At 48.7% G+C, this 22,231-nt stretch carries 16 protein-coding genes; 6 read left to right on the top strand and 10 right to left on the bottom strand.

Annotated elements, in window-relative coordinates; translation table 11 throughout:
- The 3 genes from B5D52_RS14555 to B5D52_RS14545 form a co-directional block, all read right to left on the bottom strand.
- The coding region (locus tag B5D52_RS14555; RefSeq protein WP_078689247.1) for a tyrosine-type recombinase/integrase at positions 1-577 on the bottom strand (577 nt) is incomplete at its 3' end.
- A gap of 176 nt (positions 578-753) precedes the next feature.
- The gene (locus B5D52_RS14550) at positions 754-1,848 is read right to left on the bottom strand and encodes a putative NPN-dependent ornithine cyclodeaminase (protein WP_016149182.1); all 1,095 of its coding nucleotides are present in this window, start codon (positions 1,846-1,848) and stop codon (positions 754-756) included.
- Positions 1,849-1,893: 45 nt separating this feature from the next.
- The gene (locus B5D52_RS14545) at positions 1,894-3,498 is read right to left on the bottom strand and encodes an amidohydrolase (RefSeq protein WP_016149181.1); all 1,605 of its coding nucleotides are present in this window, start codon (positions 3,496-3,498) and stop codon (positions 1,894-1,896) included.
- Positions 3,499-3,723: 225 nt separating this feature from the next.
- On the opposite strand from B5D52_RS14545, the gene B5D52_RS14540 reads away from it, so the two are divergent.
- The 3 genes from B5D52_RS14540 to B5D52_RS14530 all read left to right on the top strand — a co-directional run bounded on the left by B5D52_RS14540 (position 3,724) and on the right by B5D52_RS14530 (position 7,656).
- Positions 3,724-4,968 (top strand): M20 metallopeptidase family protein, encoded by a 1,245-nt coding sequence (locus B5D52_RS14540; RefSeq protein ID WP_016149180.1) that lies wholly within the window; start codon positions 3,724-3,726, stop codon positions 4,966-4,968.
- Entirely contained in the window at positions 4,922-6,370 is a 1,449-nt protein-coding gene (locus B5D52_RS14535) for a YfcC family protein (protein WP_413813337.1), read from the top strand. The genes B5D52_RS14540 and B5D52_RS14535 overlap by 47 nt, the downstream gene beginning before the upstream one ends.
- A gap of 413 nt (positions 6,371-6,783) precedes the next feature.
- Positions 6,784-7,656: an aminoglycoside 6-adenylyltransferase gene (locus tag B5D52_RS14530; RefSeq protein WP_016149178.1), complete on the top strand. Its 873-nt coding sequence runs from the start codon at positions 6,784-6,786 to the stop codon at positions 7,654-7,656.
- 73 nt (positions 7,657-7,729) lie between these two features.
- Here B5D52_RS14530 and B5D52_RS14525 read toward each other — a convergent pair whose 3' ends face one another.
- The gene (locus B5D52_RS14525) at positions 7,730-9,382 is read right to left on the bottom strand and encodes a putative manganese-dependent inorganic diphosphatase (RefSeq protein WP_016149177.1); all 1,653 of its coding nucleotides are present in this window, start codon (positions 9,380-9,382) and stop codon (positions 7,730-7,732) included.
- Between the two features lie 671 nt (positions 9,383-10,053).
- Between B5D52_RS14525 and B5D52_RS14520 the strand changes: the two genes are divergently transcribed.
- The gene (locus tag B5D52_RS14520; protein ID WP_016149176.1) at positions 10,054-10,356 is read left to right on the top strand and encodes a cation:proton antiporter; all 303 of its coding nucleotides are present in this window, start codon (positions 10,054-10,056) and stop codon (positions 10,354-10,356) included.
- 102 nt (positions 10,357-10,458) lie between these two features.
- Here the strand turns inward: B5D52_RS14520 and B5D52_RS16170 are convergent, their stop codons facing one another.
- The 6 genes from B5D52_RS16170 to B5D52_RS14490 all read right to left on the bottom strand — a co-directional run bounded on the left by B5D52_RS16170 (position 10,459) and on the right by B5D52_RS14490 (position 19,173).
- Complete coding sequence (locus tag B5D52_RS16170) at positions 10,459-13,518, bottom strand: S-layer homology domain-containing protein (RefSeq protein ID WP_143149498.1); 3,060 nt, start codon at positions 13,516-13,518, stop codon at positions 10,459-10,461.
- A gap of 1,453 nt (positions 13,519-14,971) precedes the next feature.
- Complete coding sequence (locus B5D52_RS14510; protein WP_016149174.1) at positions 14,972-16,618, bottom strand: sodium:solute symporter family protein; 1,647 nt, start codon at positions 16,616-16,618, stop codon at positions 14,972-14,974.
- A 27-nt stretch (positions 16,619-16,645) separates the two neighbouring features.
- Positions 16,646-16,858 (bottom strand): hypothetical protein, encoded by a 213-nt coding sequence (locus tag B5D52_RS14505; protein WP_016149173.1) that lies wholly within the window; start codon positions 16,856-16,858, stop codon positions 16,646-16,648.
- 51 nt (positions 16,859-16,909) lie between these two features.
- Positions 16,910-17,455 carry a hypothetical protein gene (locus tag B5D52_RS14500; RefSeq protein WP_016149172.1) on the bottom strand — a complete coding sequence of 182 codons (546 nt, stop codon included), beginning with the start codon at positions 17,453-17,455 and terminating at the stop codon, positions 16,910-16,912.
- A 50-nt stretch (positions 17,456-17,505) separates the two neighbouring features.
- Entirely contained in the window at positions 17,506-18,033 is a 528-nt protein-coding gene (locus tag B5D52_RS14495) for a nuclear transport factor 2 family protein (protein WP_016149171.1), read from the bottom strand.
- Between the two features lie 42 nt (positions 18,034-18,075).
- Positions 18,076-19,173: an ethanolamine utilization protein EutH gene (locus B5D52_RS14490; RefSeq protein ID WP_016149170.1), complete on the bottom strand. Its 1,098-nt coding sequence runs from the start codon at positions 19,171-19,173 to the stop codon at positions 18,076-18,078.
- 354 nt (positions 19,174-19,527) lie between these two features.
- Between B5D52_RS14490 and B5D52_RS14485 the strand changes: the two genes are divergently transcribed.
- Positions 19,528-20,553: a LacI family DNA-binding transcriptional regulator gene (locus B5D52_RS14485; protein ID WP_016149169.1), complete on the top strand. Its 1,026-nt coding sequence runs from the start codon at positions 19,528-19,530 to the stop codon at positions 20,551-20,553.
- Between the two features lie 528 nt (positions 20,554-21,081).
- Positions 21,082-22,167 (top strand): ester cyclase, encoded by a 1,086-nt coding sequence (locus B5D52_RS14480; RefSeq protein ID WP_016149168.1) that lies wholly within the window; start codon positions 21,082-21,084, stop codon positions 22,165-22,167.
- The last annotated feature ends 64 nt before the right edge of the window (positions 22,168-22,231 follow it).

Genomic DNA, 22,231 nt, shown 5'->3' with positions numbered 1-22,231 from the left:
TCGTGAGAAAAATCTCACCGGAAACGGTTTTTTGTTTTTTTGCATACTTCAATAGCTTGCGGCACAGCTTATTCGGCAGTAAAATCACACGAATCTTACCCTTGAGCGCAATTTCCGCGCGTCCGGCTCTGGCAGCTTCGACCGTCAGATATTTGACCTCGGACACCCGGATTCCAGTTGCAGCGATAGCTTCCAGCAGCAGCGCGAGGCGTTCCTGTCCCTTGCGCTGGGCAGTCTGGACAAGCTGTTCGTATTCTTCTCGGGTTAATTCTCGTTCCTGACTGCGGAATAATTTACGCTGGATGCGCAAGGTATGCACCCGGCAGTCCGAACGACCGATAAAGTCCAGAAATTGATTGAGTGCGACAATCATCGAGTTGACCGTTTCCGGTGCGTAGCCATCGGAGAGCAGCTGTGCTCTCCACGCAGAAACCTGTGCCTTTTCCAAAGATTTATCTGCCAACCAGCAAAAAAATTTGCGCACATCGCGCAAATATTTCTCAATCGTACCCGCGCTGCGCTCTTCCGTGCGAAGATAGACAGCAAAGTCCGACAAGTAATCTATTTGATCCTGCATGGTAACTTCTCCTGTTCGCATAAATATGAACTTATTATATCCATTTTATCGAAAAAGTCGAAGATATGCGGCAGATGAATCTTTCCTGTTCCATAGCAGCGATGTTACAGTCACAAAAAAACGCTCCGCATAACGCGGAGCGTTTTTTGTATTTACCGAATTACTCAATCATGATGTTAAATCACGCCAAGTCCTTTTGCCACGATCATAATAAAATCCTGTACATTGGTGACGATGGTGGTTGCGCTAAGGCTTCCACGATCCAAAAGCTTATTCACGACAAATTCATCGGCATCCACCGTATAAAGGAATACAGGACGCACGGTGCCATCCTCAAGGACTCTGTAAGAAGGAGTCATATTTCCGGTTGCAATGGTATGAAGCATGGTGGCCAAGCAAATTACGGTTGTGGATTTTTCAACCATTTTGCGCATTGCGCTCTGACCCTCATACGCATCCCCGATGACTTCGGGAAGCGGGCCGTCGTCACGGATGGAGCCGGTCAGGACAAAGGGTACATTGTTTTTGACACAGCCATACATAATGCCGTTATCCAGCTGATAATCGTCAATAAACTGCGCGATGGAACCGCTCTTTCGGACGCGATTGATGACATCCAAATGGTTGTAATGTCCGTTCGGCTGAGATTTCTGTGTATAAATGTCCTGTCCCAGCGCGGTATGGAACATAGCACCTTCCAGATCATGCGTTGCCAGTGCATTGCCAGCCATCAGGCCGTCTACATAGCCGTTTTCGATCATGGCCTGCATGGCGCGTCTTGCATCGGCATCAAACGAAAATGCAGGTCCCATGACCCAGAGGATATTGCCGTGCTCTTTCTCATATTTCAGCAGTTCAAAGAGGCGGTCATAGTCTCTGGCATAGGAGGTCTCACGGCTTCTTCCCTGACGAAAGACGAAGCGATCACTTTCGGTATCATCCGGATCCTCAAAAGCATCCGTGTAAAGATAGATGCCATCCTGACCATTTTCCGTACGGCCCAGAATGACTTTATCCCCCACTTCCAGATTACGGTTTTCGACAACCTTCAAATGTCCGTCTTCGCAGAGTACCACACTGGAATCCATACGGCTTTGTTCTGCGAGAATCCATTTTCCGTTGATCTTGAAGTATTCCGGGTACATGGAGGTGCTGTGATAATTTTCAGGGGCGACACCCTTGATGGTCACGGTCTCCCAGACAGCATCCGGTGCATCGACAAATCTCTTTTCCGTAAAGTCAGGCTGTCTGTATTCTGGTAAATGAAACATATTTGCAAGCTCCTTTCTTCTGCAAGCATCACATTTCTGTATCGGTCAGCGCTGATATACGCAGGTTCCGCCAATGTATGTCTGTACCACTTTGACTTTGTCAATGTCCTCGGACGGCACATGCAGAATATCATCGCTTAATACCACAAAATCCGCACGATAACCAGCGGCCAGCATGCCAGTATCCGGGAATCCAGCTGCCTGTGCAGCGCCAATGGTGTACAACCGAATCGCGGTCTCGATCTCTACCGCCTGCGCCTGTCCACCGTCTGTACCGTCCGCACAGGTGCGCGTTACGGCAAATTTCAGTCCCGGGAAGGGGTCGGTCGGGTCCGACCAGTAAGTAGCCGGGGCATCGGTGGAAAAGCCGAGCGATACACCGGCATCCAACATGTCTTTATAAGGGTAGCATTCTTTCAGCCATGCCTCTCCCAGATTTTTCACATAGCTTTTGCTCTCCGCATAGGGGAAAATGGGCTGAGATAAGAAAGAAATTCCGTGTTCAGCCGCTTTGCGGATGCTGTCCGCAGAAGGGTCTGTGACGTGCTCGATTCTGGTGTAAGGAATGTTTTCGCAAGTCCAGGCAGATTCCCGGCATACCCGGTCAATCATGCGTGAAATCGCTCTGCCGCCCATGGCATGTATGGAAAGCTGGCAGTGATTTTTCTTGCAAAAGTCAATTGCACTCTCCAGCAGTTCATCGCTGCACACCGAAATACCATACTCCTCATCGGAGCCGTAGTAGGGACGGCTCATCCATGCGGTTCGACCGGAAATACTGCCGTCACCGATCAGCTTTAGACCTGCGGCAAAGATCTGACGATTTCGGTCCATGCGGCTCTGCGGAATGTCAAAGTCCGGGTCGTCTGCAAAGAAATCCCACATGTAATACACGCCTACCCGCGGGTAGAAGCCTTTTTGTGCTGCTGCTTCATAGAGCGGAATGTTATCGCCTGTATCCAGATTTCCCATATCACAGATAGAGGTGATTCCCTGTGAGATCAGAACCTGTCCGAGTTCCAGCAGGTTTTCGACATGCTCCTCGGCTGTCTCCTGCGGCATCAGCGGAAGCACCAGATTGCGTGCATTTTCTTTCAGTACGCCGGTCGGTTCTCCGTTTTCGTCGCGCTCGATCTCTCCTCCGGGAGGGTCGGGCGTATTTCGATCAATGCCCGCCATTTTCAGCGCCATACTGTTGACGCAGCGAATATGAGCGCAGGTGCGCGTGATGGATACCGGAGAATCACTGCATCCGCGATCCAGATCATATCGATTGGGCGATCGTTTCTCGGAAAATCCCTGCTCATCATAGCCCCAGCCCTGAATCCACGCGCCGGCTGGCTGCTGGCTGCGTTTCTTCTGAATCGCAGATACCAACTCTTCGATCGAATTGATCTCCGGCGGCATAATCGTGATTTTTTTGCGGAAATCCGCGAGCATGACCGGGTGCATGTGTGCGTCTACAAAGCCGGGAATCACGCGCCGACCCTCCAAATTGGTTACAGAAGCAATCTCCTCTTTCCACGCTGCGGGCATCGCGTCCCGCTCGCCGGTCCAGAGGATTTTTCCGTCCTGCACGACCATAGCGTCTGCATAAGGATGCTTGGTATCCGAAGTGAATATTTTTCCATTTATAAAAAGATGTTTCATGCGATTATGCACTCCTTCTATACTTTTGATGGCAAACTTGCAATTTTTATCGGAAAAATTTTCGCGAAAAAAACTTGTAAATTCATAAAAAAGGTGGTAATATAAAGAATATTTATGCAACAACATATTATAATTATAAATCAAAACCACTGCAGATACAAGCAGTATCCGGAACTTTGATGTTACTGCAAAGACATCCGGAATGGTACTAAGAGGGGCGCAAATATGGGAATATCGGCAGAAGAGATTAAAAAACGGGCATATCAGTTAGAAAATCAGATCATAAAAGACAGAAGATACCTGCACCAGATCGCAGAAATCGGAACCGATCTGCCAAAGACCAGTGCATACATCCAGCAGCGTCTGACCGAAATGGGAATCTCATGGAAAGCATGCGGCGGCGCGCTGCCCCAAAAACTGACCGCAGACTTTGTGGAAGCCGGATTTCCAAAGATGGAAAAGGCGACCGGAGTCCTTGCGCAGATCGGACACGGCAGTCCGTGCATCCTTCTGCGTGCGGATATGGATGCATTGCCGCTCAAAGAGGACAGCGGTCTTGATTTTCAATCGTGCAGCAGCGCAAGCCACATGTGCGGTCATGACAGTCACGCAGCCATGCTTCTGGGCGCAGCACAAATTCTGAAAGAACACGAAGACCAGCTGCACGGCTCGGTAAAGCTGATGTTCCAGCCGGGAGAAGAGACCGGAGCCGGCGCACGCATCATGGTGGAAAACGGAGCACTGACTTCCCCGAAGGTGGACGTCGCTTTCGGACTGCATGTACAGCCCACCGAAGCGACCGGAACCATTGGCTATGCAGCAGGCGTAAATTCCGCATCTTTGGACACGTTTATTCTGAAAATCCAAGGAAGCGGCGGCCACAGCTCGCAGCCGCAGCTTTGCACCGATCCCCTGATGATTCTCAATCAGGTGTATCAGGCAGTGAATCTGCTGGTGACGCGCGAAGCTGACCCTGCCGCCATGGTGACGCTCACCTGTGGTGTGGCTAAGGGAGGTACAGCGGTCAACATTATCCCGGACAAAGCCGAGCTTCACATCGGCATGCGGACACTGGATGTGGAAGCTGCCGAGCACCTGAAGCAGCGCATTCCGGAAATGATCGATCACTATGTCAAAGCGTGGAATGGAACATACGAGCTGACCGAATTCCATACACCCTGCACGTTTTCCGATCAGGAATTGTGTGAAAGCCTCGTTCCGCACCTCGCTGAAATCGTGGGAGCGGACAAGGTCCACCAAATCCCGCCTATGACCGGTACCGAAGATTTTGGGTATGTAACGAAGGAAGTGCCCGGCATGTTTGTATTCCTCGGAGCTGGACAGCGCGGAAATGCGCCGCTTCACAGCCCGAAAATGGTGCTGGACGAAGCGGTCCTGCCGTTGGGTGCCGCACTCCACGCAAATGCAGCGGCAGCCTGGCTGCAGGAAAATGGAAGGGAGACGGTTTAACATGAATCAAACCGGAAAGAAGCAACAGGGGTTTCGGATGCCCCATGTATTTATTATACTACTTTTTATTATGCTTTTCGTTGTGGTACTTTCCTACATCGTTCCAAGCGGCTCGTACCAGCGGCTGCAGGACGCTTCGGGAATTACCGTAATTGATCCGAACACGTTTCAATATGTAGAGAATGAGACGCCCATCGGGTTTATGGACTATTTTGAAGCCATTTACACCGGTTTTGTCAATGGCGCAACCATCATGGGCACGCTCTTTATCAGTTCCGGCGCCATTTACCTGCTGGAAGTCAGCGGTGCGTTCGGCGCAGGCATCAATCTGATTCTAAAGAAAACGAGAGGCAAAGAGTTCTCTGTCGTCTGTATTTTTTACACGATTTTCGTGGTATTCGGCGTTCTGGGATATGGCGAGGCTGCCTATCCCTTTTACCCGCTGGCAGTCACGATCGGCTTTGCCTTGGGCTATGACCGAATGGTAGGCACGGCTTTTGCCATTGTCGGCAGCACGGTCGGATTCACTTCCGGTCTGATGAATACATTCACCACCGGTGTTGCACAGCAGATCGTCGGACTGCCTCTGTTCTCCGGTATTGGCTTCCGTGCGGTCGGTCTGGCGGTATTTTATATCATTGGTTTGATCGGCCTTTATGCCTACTGCCGTAAGATCAAGAAAGACCCTTCGGCGAGCCTGCTCAGTCAGGAATATATCAGCCAGTCGCAGGAAGATCACGCCGAGCAGACCGAAGAAATGAACGCAAGACGCGCATTGGGACTTCTTGTTTTCTTGGGCGTCGTGGTTGCGCAGGGCATCGGATGCATTCGCTTTGGCTGGTCTTTTCCGCAGATTGCAGGCATCTATGTCATCATGGCATTTCTTCTCGCTGCAATTTTCCGGATTGCGCCCAGCCCAGCATGCCAGCTCTTCTGCACCGGCGCCGTGCGCGTATTTTCCGCGGCATTTGCGGTCGGTCTGGCACAGTCCGTGGTCGTGCTGATGAATCAGGCATGTATCATCGATACGATCGTGCACGCCATGTCGCAGCTTTTGGAACACAGAAGTGCGATCCTGGCAATCTTCGTTATCTTCGTATTTGTGACGCTCTTTAATTTCCTTGTCGTTTCCGGCAGCGGAAAGGCCGTCATCATCATGCCGATTCTGCACCCGCTCGGAAAAATTCTGAACATCAACCAGCAGGTTCTGGTTCTGACCTATCAGTACGGCGACGGAATCACCAATAGTTTTTGGCCCGGAAGTTCTCTGGTTCAGCTTTCCATGTGCGGTGTGGACTATGGTTCCTGGATTCGGTTCTGCTGGAAGATCTATTTGGGATTTATTGCAAGCGCCTTTGCTCTGATTATCATCGCTTACGGAATCGGATATGGTCCGTTCTAAAGAGGTGAAAACAACAGATATTACGTAAAACCAGTGTTCCCGTGTAAAACCCTTCTGGCGCTTCCCGCTCTACTGTGTTCAGTATATCCGGATTGGGTAAAGCCGTCAACCTCGTTCACGCGCAATAGCAATCACATATTTGATGCACAGATTCCATGCATATAAAAACGCTCCGTGTTACACGGAGCGTCAATTTTTATCTGCCAAATCGCAAAGGAAACCACAGGAATCATTTGCGGAAATATCTTTCTTTTACAAACACTGATCTTTCGCCTGAGCCAAACCATCTCCTCCTTCCTAGCTCAACATTCTGTCACATACCAGGATGATACCTTGAACAGATATTGCAGCATCACGCAATACCGTGCTATGATAAAATCAATTTATAGCTTGTATCGAGAGGAGAATGTACGTTGCGGACAGAACAGGAAATGATGAACTTGATTCTTGATTTTGCAAAAATGGACGACCGCATTCTTGCAGCATACCTGAAAGGATCACGGACAAATCCCAATGTCCCCCCGGACATTTACAGAGATTTTGACATCATGTATGTGGTGACTGAAACATATAGTTTTATCCACGATACGAGCTGGATGAAGCACTTCGGCACGGTGATGCTCATGCAGGAGCAAGACACCGACTTCGGCTATGGAGGACGCTTCCAGATACGAAGTAACTATGACGAGAGCTATTCGTGGCTGCTGCTATTTGACGATGGAAACCGGATTGACGTGGGTGTTGAGACGCTTGCGGTGATGGAGAGCGGCAGAAACCGCAATAAATTGTTCCTGCCGCTTTTGGACAAAGTGGGCTGTCTGCCGCATCTGCCTCCGCCAACTGACGAGGATTTTCACATCAAAAAGCCGTCGGAAAAGCGATTTCACGGATACTGCAACGAATTCTTTTGGAGCCTGTGCGATGTTGCAAAGGGAATCGCAAGAGATAAGCTTCCGTTTGCCATGACAACCTACCACGCGCTTTCCCGAGAGATGCTGGAAGTCATGCTGGACTGGTATATTGGAATCGGCACCCATTACGCAGTATCCGGCGGAAAACTACACAAGTATCTGAAAAAATATCTGCCCTCAGATTTTTATACGGCGTATCAGAACATCTACTGCGATGCATCTTACACGAGCTTCTGGGCACCGATTGATACGGCCATTCAGCTGTTTCGAAAGGCAGCTCTTTTGGTCGCACAGGATGGCGGATTTTCTTACCCCGAGCAGAAAGAGCAGGCTGCTAAGAAGTACATGCAATACATTCGGTCAACGCTCGCATGAGATGGTGCAGAGCGGAAATTCAACCTACGAAAAAACGCGTAAATCGGAGTTTTCCGATTTACGCGTTTTCATTTTAATCTGCGATGCTTTCATCTTCCAGTGCGGCGAGCAGCGGCGATACCAGCTGCTTTTTACGGCTGACAACACCGGGCAGTGTGATCGAATCGACACCGCCGGGCTGCTGGAACGCAATCTGCACCAGTTCAGCAGCATTGTGTCCGACAAACAACAGCTCGGTTGTCTCCTCGATGATGTTGGTGAGCATAACAAACATCATGTTCAAGCCGGATTTTTCCAAGCTGCTGCGCATATAGTCGAGCATCTGCGGCTTGAGTTCGTGCAATTCTTCCTGATTGACGCTCGTAACCTGCGAGATTGCAATACGCTTGCTCTTGACCTGATAAGACTTGTAGTCAATGTGGAAAATATCGTCCATCGAACGGCCAACCAGCTCGGAACCTGCGCGGAACATGGCAACAGCATGAGTGGGAATGTCAATGCCTGCAATCTTTGCGAGCTCCTCCGCCGTGTAGCGGTCGATCGGCGTGCAGGTGGGCGAACGGAACATGAGCGTGTCCGACAAAATCGCCGAACACAGCAGTCCGGCAATGGCCGGTTCGATCTCTACACGATTTTCATGGTACAGCTGCGTGACGATGGTTGCCGTACAGCCAAGCGGCTGGTTGCGGAAGTAAATAGGATTGGTGGTTTCCAGCGCACCGATGCGGTGATGGTCGATGATCTCGGTGACCTGTGCCGCATCGATACCCTCGACTGCCTGATCGCGCTCGTTGTGGTCGACCATGATGACCTGCTGCTTCTCAATGTCCAGCAAGTTACGCTGGGAGACCATACCGATATACTTGCCGTCCTCGTCCAAAATCGGGTAGTAACGGATTCTCTTCTTGGAAACCGTCTTTTTGACGTCCTCTACCAGATCGCCCGGATGGAACGAAATGAGTCCGTTCTTGCGCATAATGTGCGCAACCGGTACTGCCTGGTTGATGACCTTGGCACAGGTATATGTATCCATCGGGGTTGCAATCACGGCACAGCCAGCAGCAACTGCCAGTTTTTTAATGGTTCGCGATACGCCAGCACCCAGACTGATGACGATACAGTCGGCGTTCATCTCGATCGAGCACAGCTGAGACTCGTATCGGTTACCCAGAATGACCAGATCGTGTTCGTTGATATGCTCCTCGAGCATGTCAGGATTGGCCGCACCGATTACAACACGGCCCTCCTCGAAACGGTTCTCGGCGGTGCCGACAACCAGCTCGCCACCCAGAACATCGACCAGGTTGTGATAGCTGGTCTTGGCTGCGGCCAGTGCATCCGCACCCAGATCTTCCATGTAAAATCGGGCGATGTCACTGAGCGTCAGCAGGCCTTGCAGGTGATTGTCTTCATCAACGATCGCGACTGTATGAATATTGTTATTATTCATGTATTCCCATGCGCGGCGCAGGGACAGATCTGCACGAATACCGGGTACATCACGGTACTGCACATCGGACAGGCGCGGGTTGAGCGAAGCCAAATAACGCGGCGGCTCCACCTTGAAATGATCAAGGACAAACTTCGTTTCCGGGTTGATCTGCCCCGCACGGCAGGCAATATGCTCCTGGCCGGTCAGAATCTGCTTTAAATGGGCGTAACAAATCGCAGAACAGATTGAATCAGTGTCCGGGTTTCTGTGCCCGATCACAAAGACTGATTTCATTTGCTCTCTAGCTCCTTTACAAACATGCATGAATAGCAAACGTCTACGATCGGTTGCTGCGCACGTTCTTTTATTAGTATCATACCATAGACCCACCACAAGTTCAAACAAAAATGTTATATTTGTGGGTAATTTATTCAAAATTGCTCGCTTAATTCGATTTTTATGCGAAATTCTTTGACAAATATTTAACCAACCATTCCTGTCAAAAGATGTGTAATAAAATACGTGAAATGATAGAAATACGTTTGACTCCCCTGTCATCCAAATCTGATGTATCGGGATGCCTGTTATTCTGCTTTCATCCTCTTTCATCCTCTCTCACCAAACTCGGTTTGCACCGGTACAACTATTTTCGTTTGTTCAAAAATCGGACAATTCCATGAAAATATCAGTACAAATCGGTACCAAACACTGCTATCCTTTATGGTATCGTGAGGAGGACTCCACAGCGAACAAAAAGGCCATCGGACTGCAAAATCCAATGGCATGAAGTCAAATATCCCGAACAGCGGTCGAAATTTAGGACAGATGCGCGCAATTGCGATTGTGCCGAGGTTACACAATCAAGGTTCTGTGTGGTCTTGCTGCGCGATAATTTGACGGAAGATTTCACCGGAGAGCAGCTCTTCTAAAATGGCGACGGTCGCGTCCGGATCTTTCACCATGCCGTGGGAAAGATCGGCGGCGCTGCCATCGGTGCACACCTATCCCATGCACCGGTAACCGTACGCAAATATCTGGGACTGACCCTCATGCCGCACTCGGGTGTCTCTCTGGTCTTGACCGATATTGCAATCTCATCCCTGACCGGCACATTCAGCCAGTATGGTGACATCGTGCGCGGCACCATCGCCGCCGCTGCTGTTATCAACGAGGTCATCGCAGTCTTTCTGGCGCGAAAGGGCTTCCAGCTTGCGGGAGAGCTCAATGCAGCACAATCTTCAAGTACGCCGTCTGCACAATCTGCATGATACAATTTCAGACAACCTTTCATTTAAACTTCGCGTATCAGCGATTAAGACGAATAAAAGAGGCTGACCTTTGGGTCAGCCTCTTTTTAACAAGAAAATGATTTACTTTGCAATATTCTCGCAGAAACGCATCAGAATCGTTGCAACCTGTGCACGAGTTGCATTACCAGCCGGGGTCAGCGTGGCCTGGCTGGTGCCAGCAATCAGCTGCGCACCGTTTGCCCATGCCATTGCGTCGGTTGCATAAGTACCTACGTTTGCAGCATCGGTGTAAACGGACAGATCAGCCTTAGCCGATACATCGTAGCCCTTGAACTGTGCATAGCGGTACAGAATTGCCGCCATCTGCTCACGGGTAATTGCATTGTTCGGTGCAAACTGTTCTGCACTCATACCGGAAACAATGCCGTTCTGGCGTGCCCAATAAACCGCATCTGCATAGTAAGCGTTTGCGTCAACATCAGCATACGGATAGCCCAGATTCTCATTCGAAAGGTCAGGAGAACCTTCCAGACGATACAGAATGGTTACGATCATGCCGCGAGTGGTGGTCACATCCGGGCTGAAGGTGGTCTCACTGGTGCCACTCATCATGCCGTTCTCATAGACGTACTGGACTGCATCTGCGTACCAAGCATCGGCTGCAACGTCCGCGAAGTTGGCCTTGACCGTCTCGTCCTCGATCTGAGCAAAGGATACTTCGATCTCAACATCGCCCTTAGGCATCTCGAAGGTAAACTTGCCTTCGCCCTTGTCCTTGAGATCGAGCTTATCGCCGTCCTTGTCGTAAACTGCCAGCTTGTCCAGCTCATAGCCCTCGTCCGGGGTGACCGTGATGGTGACGGTGTCGCCCTTCTGGGCCTTGGAGTCGCTGACCTTGATCGAGCCGTTCTCTACATTAGAGGGCTTGTCGATCTGGTAGCGGTCGGAAGAGGAGGAAGAGCTGCCAGCTTCCGGATGCGATGCACCGCCGGAAGTGGATTTCTCGGTAATCGTGTAAGTGTTACCGTTCTGCGTCAGTTTATAACCAGAGTCAGCAGTGATCTCAGCCTTGAAATCACCAGTGATTGTGAAGGTGATCTCACGGGATACCGTTGCCGAACCATTAGCCAGCAGCGTAATTGTCTGATTATTCTCTACTGCATTGACTGCATCCTGAAGGGTTGCGTAATTGATATCACCAATCTTTGCCTGCGGTGCGGCAGAAGTAATGGTGAACAGGCTAAAGCCGTGCGGGTTGGTGAAAGTCAGAGCATTACCCTTTTCCGCACCCTCATAAACGTAAGTAATGCCATTCTTCTGATGGTGAATATAAAGCTTGTCTATACCAGAAGCTACAAAGTCAGTCGGCAGCGGAATGGTGACCTCTACGGTCTTGTTAATCGACAGCTCCTTGGGCTCTCCGATTACAACAGCATTTACCGTTTCACTCCCTGTAGCTTCTCCCTTAACGACAATATTATCAACGTTGGTCGTTGCAACCGTACGGTACATCGGGGTAATATCTGCGGTAAAGCTCTTCTGTTCACCAGAAGTTGCATTGGTCAGAGTAACATCGAGATAGGGCTGAACAACGATGGTAACATTGGAATCGTCAGTGATAATATTAGCCTTATCCAGTTCTGCTTTACCTTGCTCGGTTGAGATCTCATTCTGGCTCGCCACTGTTCCAGCTGCAGCCTTTACGATGTCTTCATCAACAACAAGGTTATTGAGCTTTTCCGAAACGGATGCTGCAAGCTCCTTATCGTCAGCAGAAGCGTTGTCCGGCAGTTTATTTTCTACCTTAGGCGCTTCCGGAACCACCTCTGCCGGAGCTTTGGATGCTTTTACAACCTGATAAACATAGCCATCCTTGTTGCTGGCTGCAGCTGCATAACCAGCTGCAAGATATGCAGACGGATCAACTGTATAATGACCACCATAAATAGTCAGCGTCGGCTTGTCCTGACATTCGGCAGCATCAGTGCCCCAGCAATATACATCAATACTACCGTTAATTGTATTACTGCTATCATTAAGGATCTGAATTGTCGGTGACTGATCCTTATAGCTGTCGTTCAACCAATGCATCAAGTCGATTGCAACAATATTATTATTCGTACCATCAATATTGACATTTTTCAGTACGGTATCTCCATAGTTGGAAGAAATTATGTACTTTGTAATATTGCTGCCATATAGATCCAGATTTTCCAGCGTCAAGTCGCAATAATTCTGAATCAACATACTCGTATTTTGGCTATCGGGAGATACCTTGATCGTGCCATTTTTCAGGGTAACTGTATTGCCCTTTTCCAGATGGAAGCCCTGACTTTCGGTGCCAACAGAACCAACTGCAGGATCATCACAGGTGTAGGTAAAACCGCCGAAATCAATGGTCAGATTGACATTGACCGCATCTTTCGCGTTGAAAAGGCCAATACCACCGCCAACAGCATCCTTCAGGAGGGTAACTGTACCAGTTTTGCTTTTGGAAGATACAACTGCCTGAACCGCCTCAGCGAGGGTAGCATAATACTCGCTGTCAGTCTTGGCAGTAGCAGCTTCTACGGTGTAAAACGTACTGCCATCATTTTCCTCACTTGTCGTGACATAGCCTTCCGCACAGAAATTTTCTTCAGGATTTTCTGTTTTGCTATGAGATGGATCATAATTTTCGAAGATACCTCCCGTAACAATAAAGCGCGAATTAGACTTATCTTGTCGATTTAGCACCCAGCTTCTGCCATCGGAATTTACGTACGCAGAAAATGATCCGTCTTTAATATATACCCGTGAGTCTCCGTCTGCTAAAACACAAGTTAGACCCCCGAAGAATGTACCATTTTCAATCGTTAATACAGCGTTGTTCTCCGCTTCAAACATACGTCCTGTACTGTTTGCATCGTCAGCCATATAACTATCGTTAAAAGTAACCTTTCCGTTGCCGCAGATTACAACATTAGAATTCTCAGAAAAAATAAACGCACCAGCATCTTCTACCGTTGCACCATAAGTAATCGTTTTTCCATTCATATCGAATGTAATGGATTTATTACTGATGGTAATAATGGTATTTAACGTAACATCCTGCAGTAATTCTACCTTGTCTCCATCCTGAGCCGCCTCAATGGCCGCTTCCAGGGTCTCATACTGCTTTCCCTCTACCTCGGCTACCATTTCAGCTTTCGGCTCATCTTCTGCTGGCTCAGATTCTTCCAGCAGGGTCGTCTCAGACGATACAGGTTGTTCGTCCAGCGCTGACGGGTCTTGCGGCACAATCTCTGTGAGGTTGACAGGGGACTCTGCGATATCATTTTCGATATCAGCTGCCATCGCCCCCACAGGAACCATTGTCACTGTCATACACAGTGACAATAATGCGGCTAGCCATCTTTTTTTCATATTATTTCCTCCTTTTTATACACTTCTCTATCTAAAATACAGCTTCAAATGAATCTAACGTGCAAACCTTTTATTATATTTTAATGTTTTTATAATATTATCGATAATACTATAACTTTAATATCTTTCTTATTTTGAATCCTCCAGCTTCACATAATATATGTATTGTAGCACTATTCTGTTGCTATTTCAATTGTATATTGTGACTAAATTCCATATTTTTATTATTTATGTACTCTTTAAATAAATTCTGCTCACGAGAGAAACGGATATGAACATCTAGGGATTCATTTGAATTTTTATAAAAATATAACTATTTTTGCAATTAAATTGCAAAAACTAACTTTGTTTTGTAACAGCAAATTAGAACACTCAAATAAGCATCTTCTTCCCCCGTTACCCCAGCCAAAACGATTCAATCATGGTTCCATCTATCAAGTTCTTCTAATTTCGATTATCGACACATTTAAGCAAAATTCTGATCTATCTCAGATAAATTTCTATTCATCTGAAACGAAAGATATAAAAAACCATGACTTCGTATTCTAGAAGATTATCGAAGAATGAATCACACGCAGTGAAGAATTGATTAACCGTATCATGATCATGGATGTTGCGCCAACTGTCCAGACGAATACTGTGGAGGATGAAGTATGTTGAAAGCTGACATTTATCCCGACGAAATTATCAAGTTATGTGATACGATTGAAGGGCTCAAACTTAAACAAGAGATGATGTAGAGGCTTTGCCCACTTCATAAAAAATTCCCGTATCTTTCGATACGGGAATTTTGATCGTTCTCTTTTTGTATGCGGTCATTCCAGTCCAAGGCAGTTTTTATGTTCTACTGCACAGTAAACTTCCTCATTTTCTCCAAGCAAAACAGCTTCAAAGAACAGTACATCTGCGTGGATGTTATAATTTCTTATAATTGAAAATCACACGATTTCGATACAGTCCCTGTACATTTTAAGATCACACGGTTAAATTCCAACAAATAATATTTACCATCCCCCCACATAATCATGCATGCATCCGGGTCACCTCAATCCCGCAAACAAGACGAAGACCTCTCCAGGCATGCAACGTACATGTCCGGAGAGGTCTCACAAAACTGAGGGGGAGTTATTTATGTATCCAATGCAAACCGATGATATTTCACATCAGCCTGATTGCGTCTATACATGCGCCGCGTGCACACGGCGCATGCAGCATTGGAATCAAATTTTTACATGTTCTCGCGAATCCAAGCAGAAACGCGACCACGAATGAAGAAATCCTTGAAGATATCGGTCTGTGCGCTGTGCTTCTCGTAGAACTTCTTCTCGGTTGCCAGAGAAACCACGATGATCGTAATGATACCGCAGAAAATTGCCGGGAAGCCAAGGAAGAAACCGCCCCATACATAGCGGATACCAGAGAAATACATTCCGAGGTAAACAGCTTCCGCTACAACCATGCTCGCAATTGCGCCATGCGGAGTTGCCTTCTTCCAGAACAGACCCGCTGCGATCGTCGGGGTAACCAGTACCATACCGTTGGTTGCCATATCGGTCAGCAGGGTCAGCAGCGGCAGATCGGTCAGGCTGAAGCAGAAACCGATCACGCCCAGGATGACAACGATAACACGGGTACGGAATACTTCCTTCTTTGCATCCCTCTGTACGCGCTGCTGGATTGCTTCTGCACTCTGGATACCGTCGGCACCGACCGGAGGCGTGCCCTTTCTGATATGCATTACATTGGTGATGAGGTCGTTGGATACCAGACCGGACAGAGAAATCAGCGTCGAGTCCAGAGTGCCCAGTGCAGCAGCCAGAATGAAGGTGCAGACCAGACCCAGCATGATGGGATTGCCGCCCAGCGAGCACAGTTCCAGCAGACCTGCTTCGGGGTTCTGGATGGTGTAGCCCTTGGCAACAGCGCCCAGAACGCACGCACCAAAGATACCGTAAATGCTCAGCCAGATGCCGGAAGCCGCAGTCGCCAGAGAGGACTTCTTGACTTCGCGTACGTTCTTAGCCAGGCAGATGCTCATGAAGTTCGAGGGATATACCAGCATAACCAGGGTACCGAGAACAACATTAGAAACCCAGTACGGACGGTTGTAATCGCCGCTGTTAGCAAGGGTGAAGATGGAGGCCTGGGTCTCGCCGGCATACAGCGTCGAAGCTGCTTCCTGTGCAGAGTGGAACATATCGCCCAGGCTGCCGCCAAAGAAATGGCTGATGATGTAGGCCAGTACCATCAGTGAGCCGCCCAGCATGACACATGCAGAGAAGCTATCGACCATGGATACCGAATTTACGCCGCCAGTTGCGACATAGATAATGATGATGGTGAATGCGATTGCAGAACCAACCACGATCGGGAGGGTGCCGCCGGAAGCCAGATTCATCGCCAGACCCAGCGTGCGGATCTCGGTAATGAGCCAGATGATGTTAAAGCAAACGATAATCAGGGAAACCAGCATCTTGACATAACGGCTCTGATAGCGCAGTTCCATGATATCGGGCAGCGTCGAAAGACGATACTTCTTTGCAATCGGCCATACTTTCTCACTAAGGAAGTACATAACCAGGCCTGTAGCCGCACAAGTGATAACCGAGTTCAAACCAGCTACACCGAAGTTGTAGAAGAAGCCGACACGGCCGGTAAAGGTAGTACCGGAATAGAATGTGACACAGGTAATCAGGAATACAATGATTGCATTTCTGGATTTACCGCCGGTGAGATAATCCTCAAAGGTCTGGTTCTTTTTGCGCTCCAGTGCCTTCTTAGAAAATCCCTGATACCATGCCATCCAAATGACAATGGCAATGTAAATCACCATCATGATGATCGGAATTGGGCTTTTAATCAGTTCAACATCCATTGGGTTCTTTCCTCTCTTTCTCTAGAATCAGTCTTCGAATGTCTTATCATTCCGTTCATACAAGAACAGGAACAAGGTCAACAAAACCAGAAGGCCAGAGATTGCATACAGGCCAACAAAGAAGCAGGGGAAAGGACCTATAAACCCTTCTACATTCCAGACATTCATCAGCTGCGGAATTACGCCGCATCCGAACAGGTAAACGATGCCGAGCAGTACAATAACGATCTTACGTACCATAAGGATAAATCTCCTTTCTCAATCTCTTTTTCTCTTTTTTCTCGCTGTTAATTACTCCAGAAGACGACGGTATGCATCATTGCTGCGGATGCTCGCCTCCTTACCGACGCGCCACTTGCCATCAATAAACTGGATCCAGCATTCGCACATCTCCAAGTCTTCGTAGGGTTCGAAGCTCAGATCCTTGCCGGGACCATTCGGGCCAACGCCGCCCTTACCGCAGGCAGTATTGTAAACGACCTGACCGAAGCGGTAGTTGTCGCCATCGCGGACACAGTGAATATCTACAAACTCTACATTCAGATCGGGGAACTGTGCGAGCGTGCGCAGCGTATCCCAAACGACATGATCCGAACCTTCCAGGTTCGCGCCGCCGTCGCGCTCTTCCTTCAGGCCGTCAAAGTAGAAATCATACACGCGGCCCACCTGCTTGTGCTTCCAGATCAGCATGGTGTATGCCTCGAACAAATCTGCAATCTCCTGGGGTTCCTTGTACGTACAGTTGCGGATGACCTCTTCATAGAGCGCACGCTCCGCCATGATTTCATCCACCGTCATTTCGGTGATCTTTTTATTTTCTGTGATATTGGCCAACATTGGACTCTAACCAGCCTTTCTCAAATCTGTTTTTTGATAGAAGGATCGCCTTACTGCTCCGCAGGCTTGCAGGCGGCCTTGATGCACTCCATGCTGTACATGGTAAACTCACGCACAATACGCCACTTTCCGTTGATGTTGCGGACGGTTGCCATGCTCATGGTGATGCACTCGTTGGGATTGAGCTCGCGCATGGTTGCCGGGCCGTAAATGCTCTGATTGCGGTTGCTGCCCTCCATGGTGTAGTACTGCCATACCTTGTACTCGTCACCCTTCTTGACTGCAAAGCAATCACGCATGTGAATCTTCAGATCGGGGAATGCTGCGGTGAACTTGAGCGCTTCCTGCATGATTGCATGTGCGCCATCGTACAGATCACCGTTTTCGCGATACAACTTTGCATCGTCCGCATAGATGTCGTATACGCTACCAATCCACTTATGGTTGTAAATCAGCTCTTTATACAGTCGGAAATACTCCGTGATGGATTGCTCATCCTTCACTTCCAGAGCCTTGATCTTTCGATCGACTTCCATCATTTCGTTGTAAAGCCGATCCGCCTTGTACATGGTTTCCATTACTTCATTACCTCCCAGAGTCGTTGTTCTATGTCAACGGTCTCAGCCGCTGATTTTTACTTGTTTTTTCCCACGCAGCCATTCCTGTGCCATGACAATGGCAACGCCGCAGATACCTGCCGAAACTTTAGCGACGATCATGGGCACGATCATATCCGGCCGCACGCCTGCGGTGTATCCCAGATGATCGCCCAGCGCAGCGCCTACCGTAATCGCCCACACGGTGTTAATGATGGTCGCCTTTCGATCCATGTCCTTAATCATGGTGAACACCGGAACCGAGTTTGCCAATGCAAAAATGAGTCCCGCAGTCGCGTTGGAGTCCAGTCCCAAGTGCCGTCCCACAGCCTTCAGCGGCCGGTCGAGCACACGCAGGAGAATGAACAGCACCGGGAATGTACCCGCAAGGATGACACCAATGTGTCCAACCGTCTGCATTGCTTCGGAAATCGGCGTCATACCGGGCAAAATTGTGACGCCGGTGATGGTTTCAAACCCCGCGCATATCAGTCCAAAGTAGATAAGCGCTGTGACGGCACGTCCAAACCAGAGCGACCCTTTGACCATGGCATTCGGCGCCAGGCGCAGGCCGATGGCCAGCAGAACCGAAATCAAAATGATGGGCACCATATTACGCAGAATGAACGTCAGCGGGAATCTGGCTACCAGACCGCCCAGAATACTGCCAATCGGGGTGACAATAAAGCCAATGAGCAGGCCCTGTGCGAACCACGGATGCTTTTCCTTGGGAATCAGTCCCAAGCCAACCGGAATGTGGAACACCAGAATGACGCCGAACATGGAAGCGACAATCGCGCCGCCCAGAAGCCCGGCTCGTTCATCAATCGCAAGCTCCATCGCCAGCGGGTATCCACCCATGTCGTTCGCCAAAATCGAGCCAAACATGCCGGGATCTACGCCGATCGCGGTAAACAGCGGCGTGATTGCTGCACCAAGGGTGTCTGTAATCAGCGGCGTCAGGCAGATAATACCCACCATGCCCAGGGCCAGCGTGCCCATCGCATGAAAACCTTCTTCAAACTTGGGTGCAAGTCCAAATCGACCACCCAAAATCTTATCGATACCGCCCAGCACAAAGCCGATCGCGACAAACCAGAGAATGATCTGATCCAATGACACCTCTACTCACCACCTGTATATATATTCATATATGCAAAATCACCAAACGAAATTTTGTGAATGGTAACATTTTCATGTTAAAAATATTGCTCCCAGATATATTCAAAATTGCTCACATATATCTGGCTATATAGCCTTATTTTCACATATTCTCGCTCTTAATGCAAATGACAATATTTTCATAAGTTGCAAGATTTTGTCTGCTCACAGTATAATATGGCAACAACGCGATTGTCAACCAATGTATATTTCAAAAATATGCATATTTTTTTGTTGTATTTTAGGCTTGAATCTGTGTAATGAAAGGAGTAATATAAAAGTTCAAATATTGTCATCAGTGTGACGAGGTGAATTATGAAGAAAAACCCAACCATCATTGATGTCGCGCAGCAGGCCGGTGTTTCCCCCTCCACCGTATCCAGAGTGTTCGATCCGAGCTGGAACGGCCGCATCCGTGAGGAAACACGAAGAATTGTGCTGCAAACGGCAAATCAACTGGGTTATCACGGAAGCAATGCGCTTGCGCGCGGATTGTTTACGCAAAGATCTGGCATTATCGCTTTCGTTATCGGAAAAAGTGTAAGTGATTTCTACATCGACATTGTCAAAAAGTTCCTGCCGCTGCTGCAAGAACGCGGCAAACAGGTGCTGATTTTTGAAATTGACCCTGTCGTCGGTGTGGAAAACATTTTGACGCAGGTACATCGATACCGCACAGACGCAATCATCATCGCGTCCAGCGCAACCAGCTCCGAGATCATCAATCCCTTCTTCAGCACCAACATCCCCATTATCATCTTCAACCGATACATTCCCGACTCCAATTTCAGCGCGGTCTATTGCGATGTCACGGCTGCAACCGCGCAGGCTGCCGACTATTTGATGGCGCAAGGCCATAAAACCTTCGGTATTTTCAACGGCAGCGCAACCATCGCCAAGGAAATCGAGCGTGTTGATGGCTTCACGGCGCAAGTGAACAAGCGCGGCGGAAGCATTCTCTGGACGCAGGAATGTGATTTCAGCTATACCGCCGGACACGAAACCGCTCTCGCTACATTGAGCGAACAGCCCTGGCCGGATGCCATTTTTTGCACTTCTGATATCATTGCACTGGGTGTTATGGATGTGATTCGGAAGAAATTCCACAAATCCATCCCGCAGGATATCTCGGTCATTGGTTTCGATAACATCCCGGCCAGCTCCTTCGATGCCTATGATCTCACGACCATCAGTTACCCGTTTGAACGCATGATCCCATGCACGGTAGACCTGTTGGAGCGCATTCTCAGCTCGCCTTCCACCCACGTCGAACGTGTCTTTGACATGGAGCTGATCAAGCGCGGAAGTGTTGCACCCAAATACGAGCTTCCGCAGGCATAAAATACATCCTTCGCAACCCCCTATTTGTTTCCGCGTGATTTCCTATGTATTACAACCAGTTCAGAACTTTTTCACATCAAAAACTGAAACAAAGAAACCAGTCCCATGCCGATCATAACGATCTGGGGACTGTTTTTTTTATTTGCCTTTCCAGTTTTCGGGGTATTTCCGCACTTGGCATAATTTTTGCTGCATATTTAAAATATCAGGTGCTTGGCTCGTGTCACGCACGTCTTGTTCTCTCCATCTCGATGATAAGAACGCAAAAATGTCTTCCCATTCCGCTCTGATTTCATCCGGTTATCGACTCAAATCAGATAAAATTCGGCTTTAAAGTGCAATGCAAAAATTGTCATTCACAATATCAGTGTATGCATTTTTGCGCACACTTGTTGCAGCCACGCAACAATATGGCCGTACAGCCTTCGTCCAATTCCCTTGTCTGCCCGAGTCTTTCGGTTGTTTTGATCCGAATTCTGGCACATTCCCGCCAGTAAAATATCATGTATTCCCAACGGAGGTATCACAATGAAAGATGCAGTTGTATATTACGGTGACAGCTCTCAGGTCAACGCAATCGATCACAAGAATTATGCAGAATTCCTCAAACACACCGAAAAGAAGCAGGAACTGCCCGGTTTTGACGAGGAATATCTGGACATCGTCGACTATATCCTCAAAATCACCCATCGCATCTGGGAGGAAAAGGGCATCGGCGTGATTTATGATACCTATGCCAATAACTGTCTGGTTCACTCTGGTGACAGCACCTCGACCGGCGTGTCCGGCGTTATCGCCAACACCCTCATGACCCTGCACGCTTTCCCCGATCGCCGTTTGATGGCAGAAGATGTCGTGTGGTCGGAAAACAGCCCCGGTGTTTTTCTGTCTTCCCACCGTATTCTGTCCACCGGCACCAACCTTGGCGATAGCAATTTCGGCCCGGCAACCGGCAAAAAAGTCTATTTCCGCACCATTGCCGACTGTGCATGCACCAAAAACAAGATCTTCGAGGAATGGCTGGTGCGCGACAATCTGTGGATTGTGCAGCAGCTGGGTCTGAATCCGTGGGAATTGGCTGCAAAAATGGCTGCCAGTCAGCCTGAAAAGCAAGTGTATGGACGGGATGAGTGTATGGAAGGTCAATTTCTCCCTGAAGTTTATCGTGCAAAGGATAGCTCGGTCGGCGAACAGGTACTTGAATTGCTCAACGAGGTATACAATCGCAAGCTCATCAATCGAATCTGCGATTTCTATGCCGATAACGCGGTGGTACACAGTATTTGCAACCAAGATCAGATCGGTCATGATGAAATTCAGGGCGCGGTCATCAGCCTGCTGTCCTCTTTCCCCAATGCACGTATGATCGTCGACCGTGTGACCTGCAACGACAGTGCCGACGGCTCATGGCATGTATCGGCACGCTGGCGTCTGCGCGGCCTGCATGAGGGTATCGGTATGTACGGCGCACCGACCGGCAAGCCAGTCGAGATTCTGGGCATCACCCAATATCGCTTTGAAAACGGCAAGATCGTCGAGGCATGGGAAATCTATGACGGTCTGGATGTCATGCGCCAGCTCTGCTTAGGAGACCAACCTGCAACCGAAGCATAAAACAAAAAGCAACCATACTATATTTATATACCATCCAAGGAAGCGCAAAAAATCCCACCTGAAA

Source organism: Butyricicoccus pullicaecorum DSM 23266 (assembly GCF_900167005.1).
Taxonomy (GTDB): domain Bacteria; phylum Bacillota; class Clostridia; order Oscillospirales; family Butyricicoccaceae; genus Butyricicoccus; species Butyricicoccus pullicaecorum.
The sequence above is the reverse complement of the archived record's forward strand: the minus strand, read 5'-3'. Positions and strand labels throughout refer to the sequence as shown.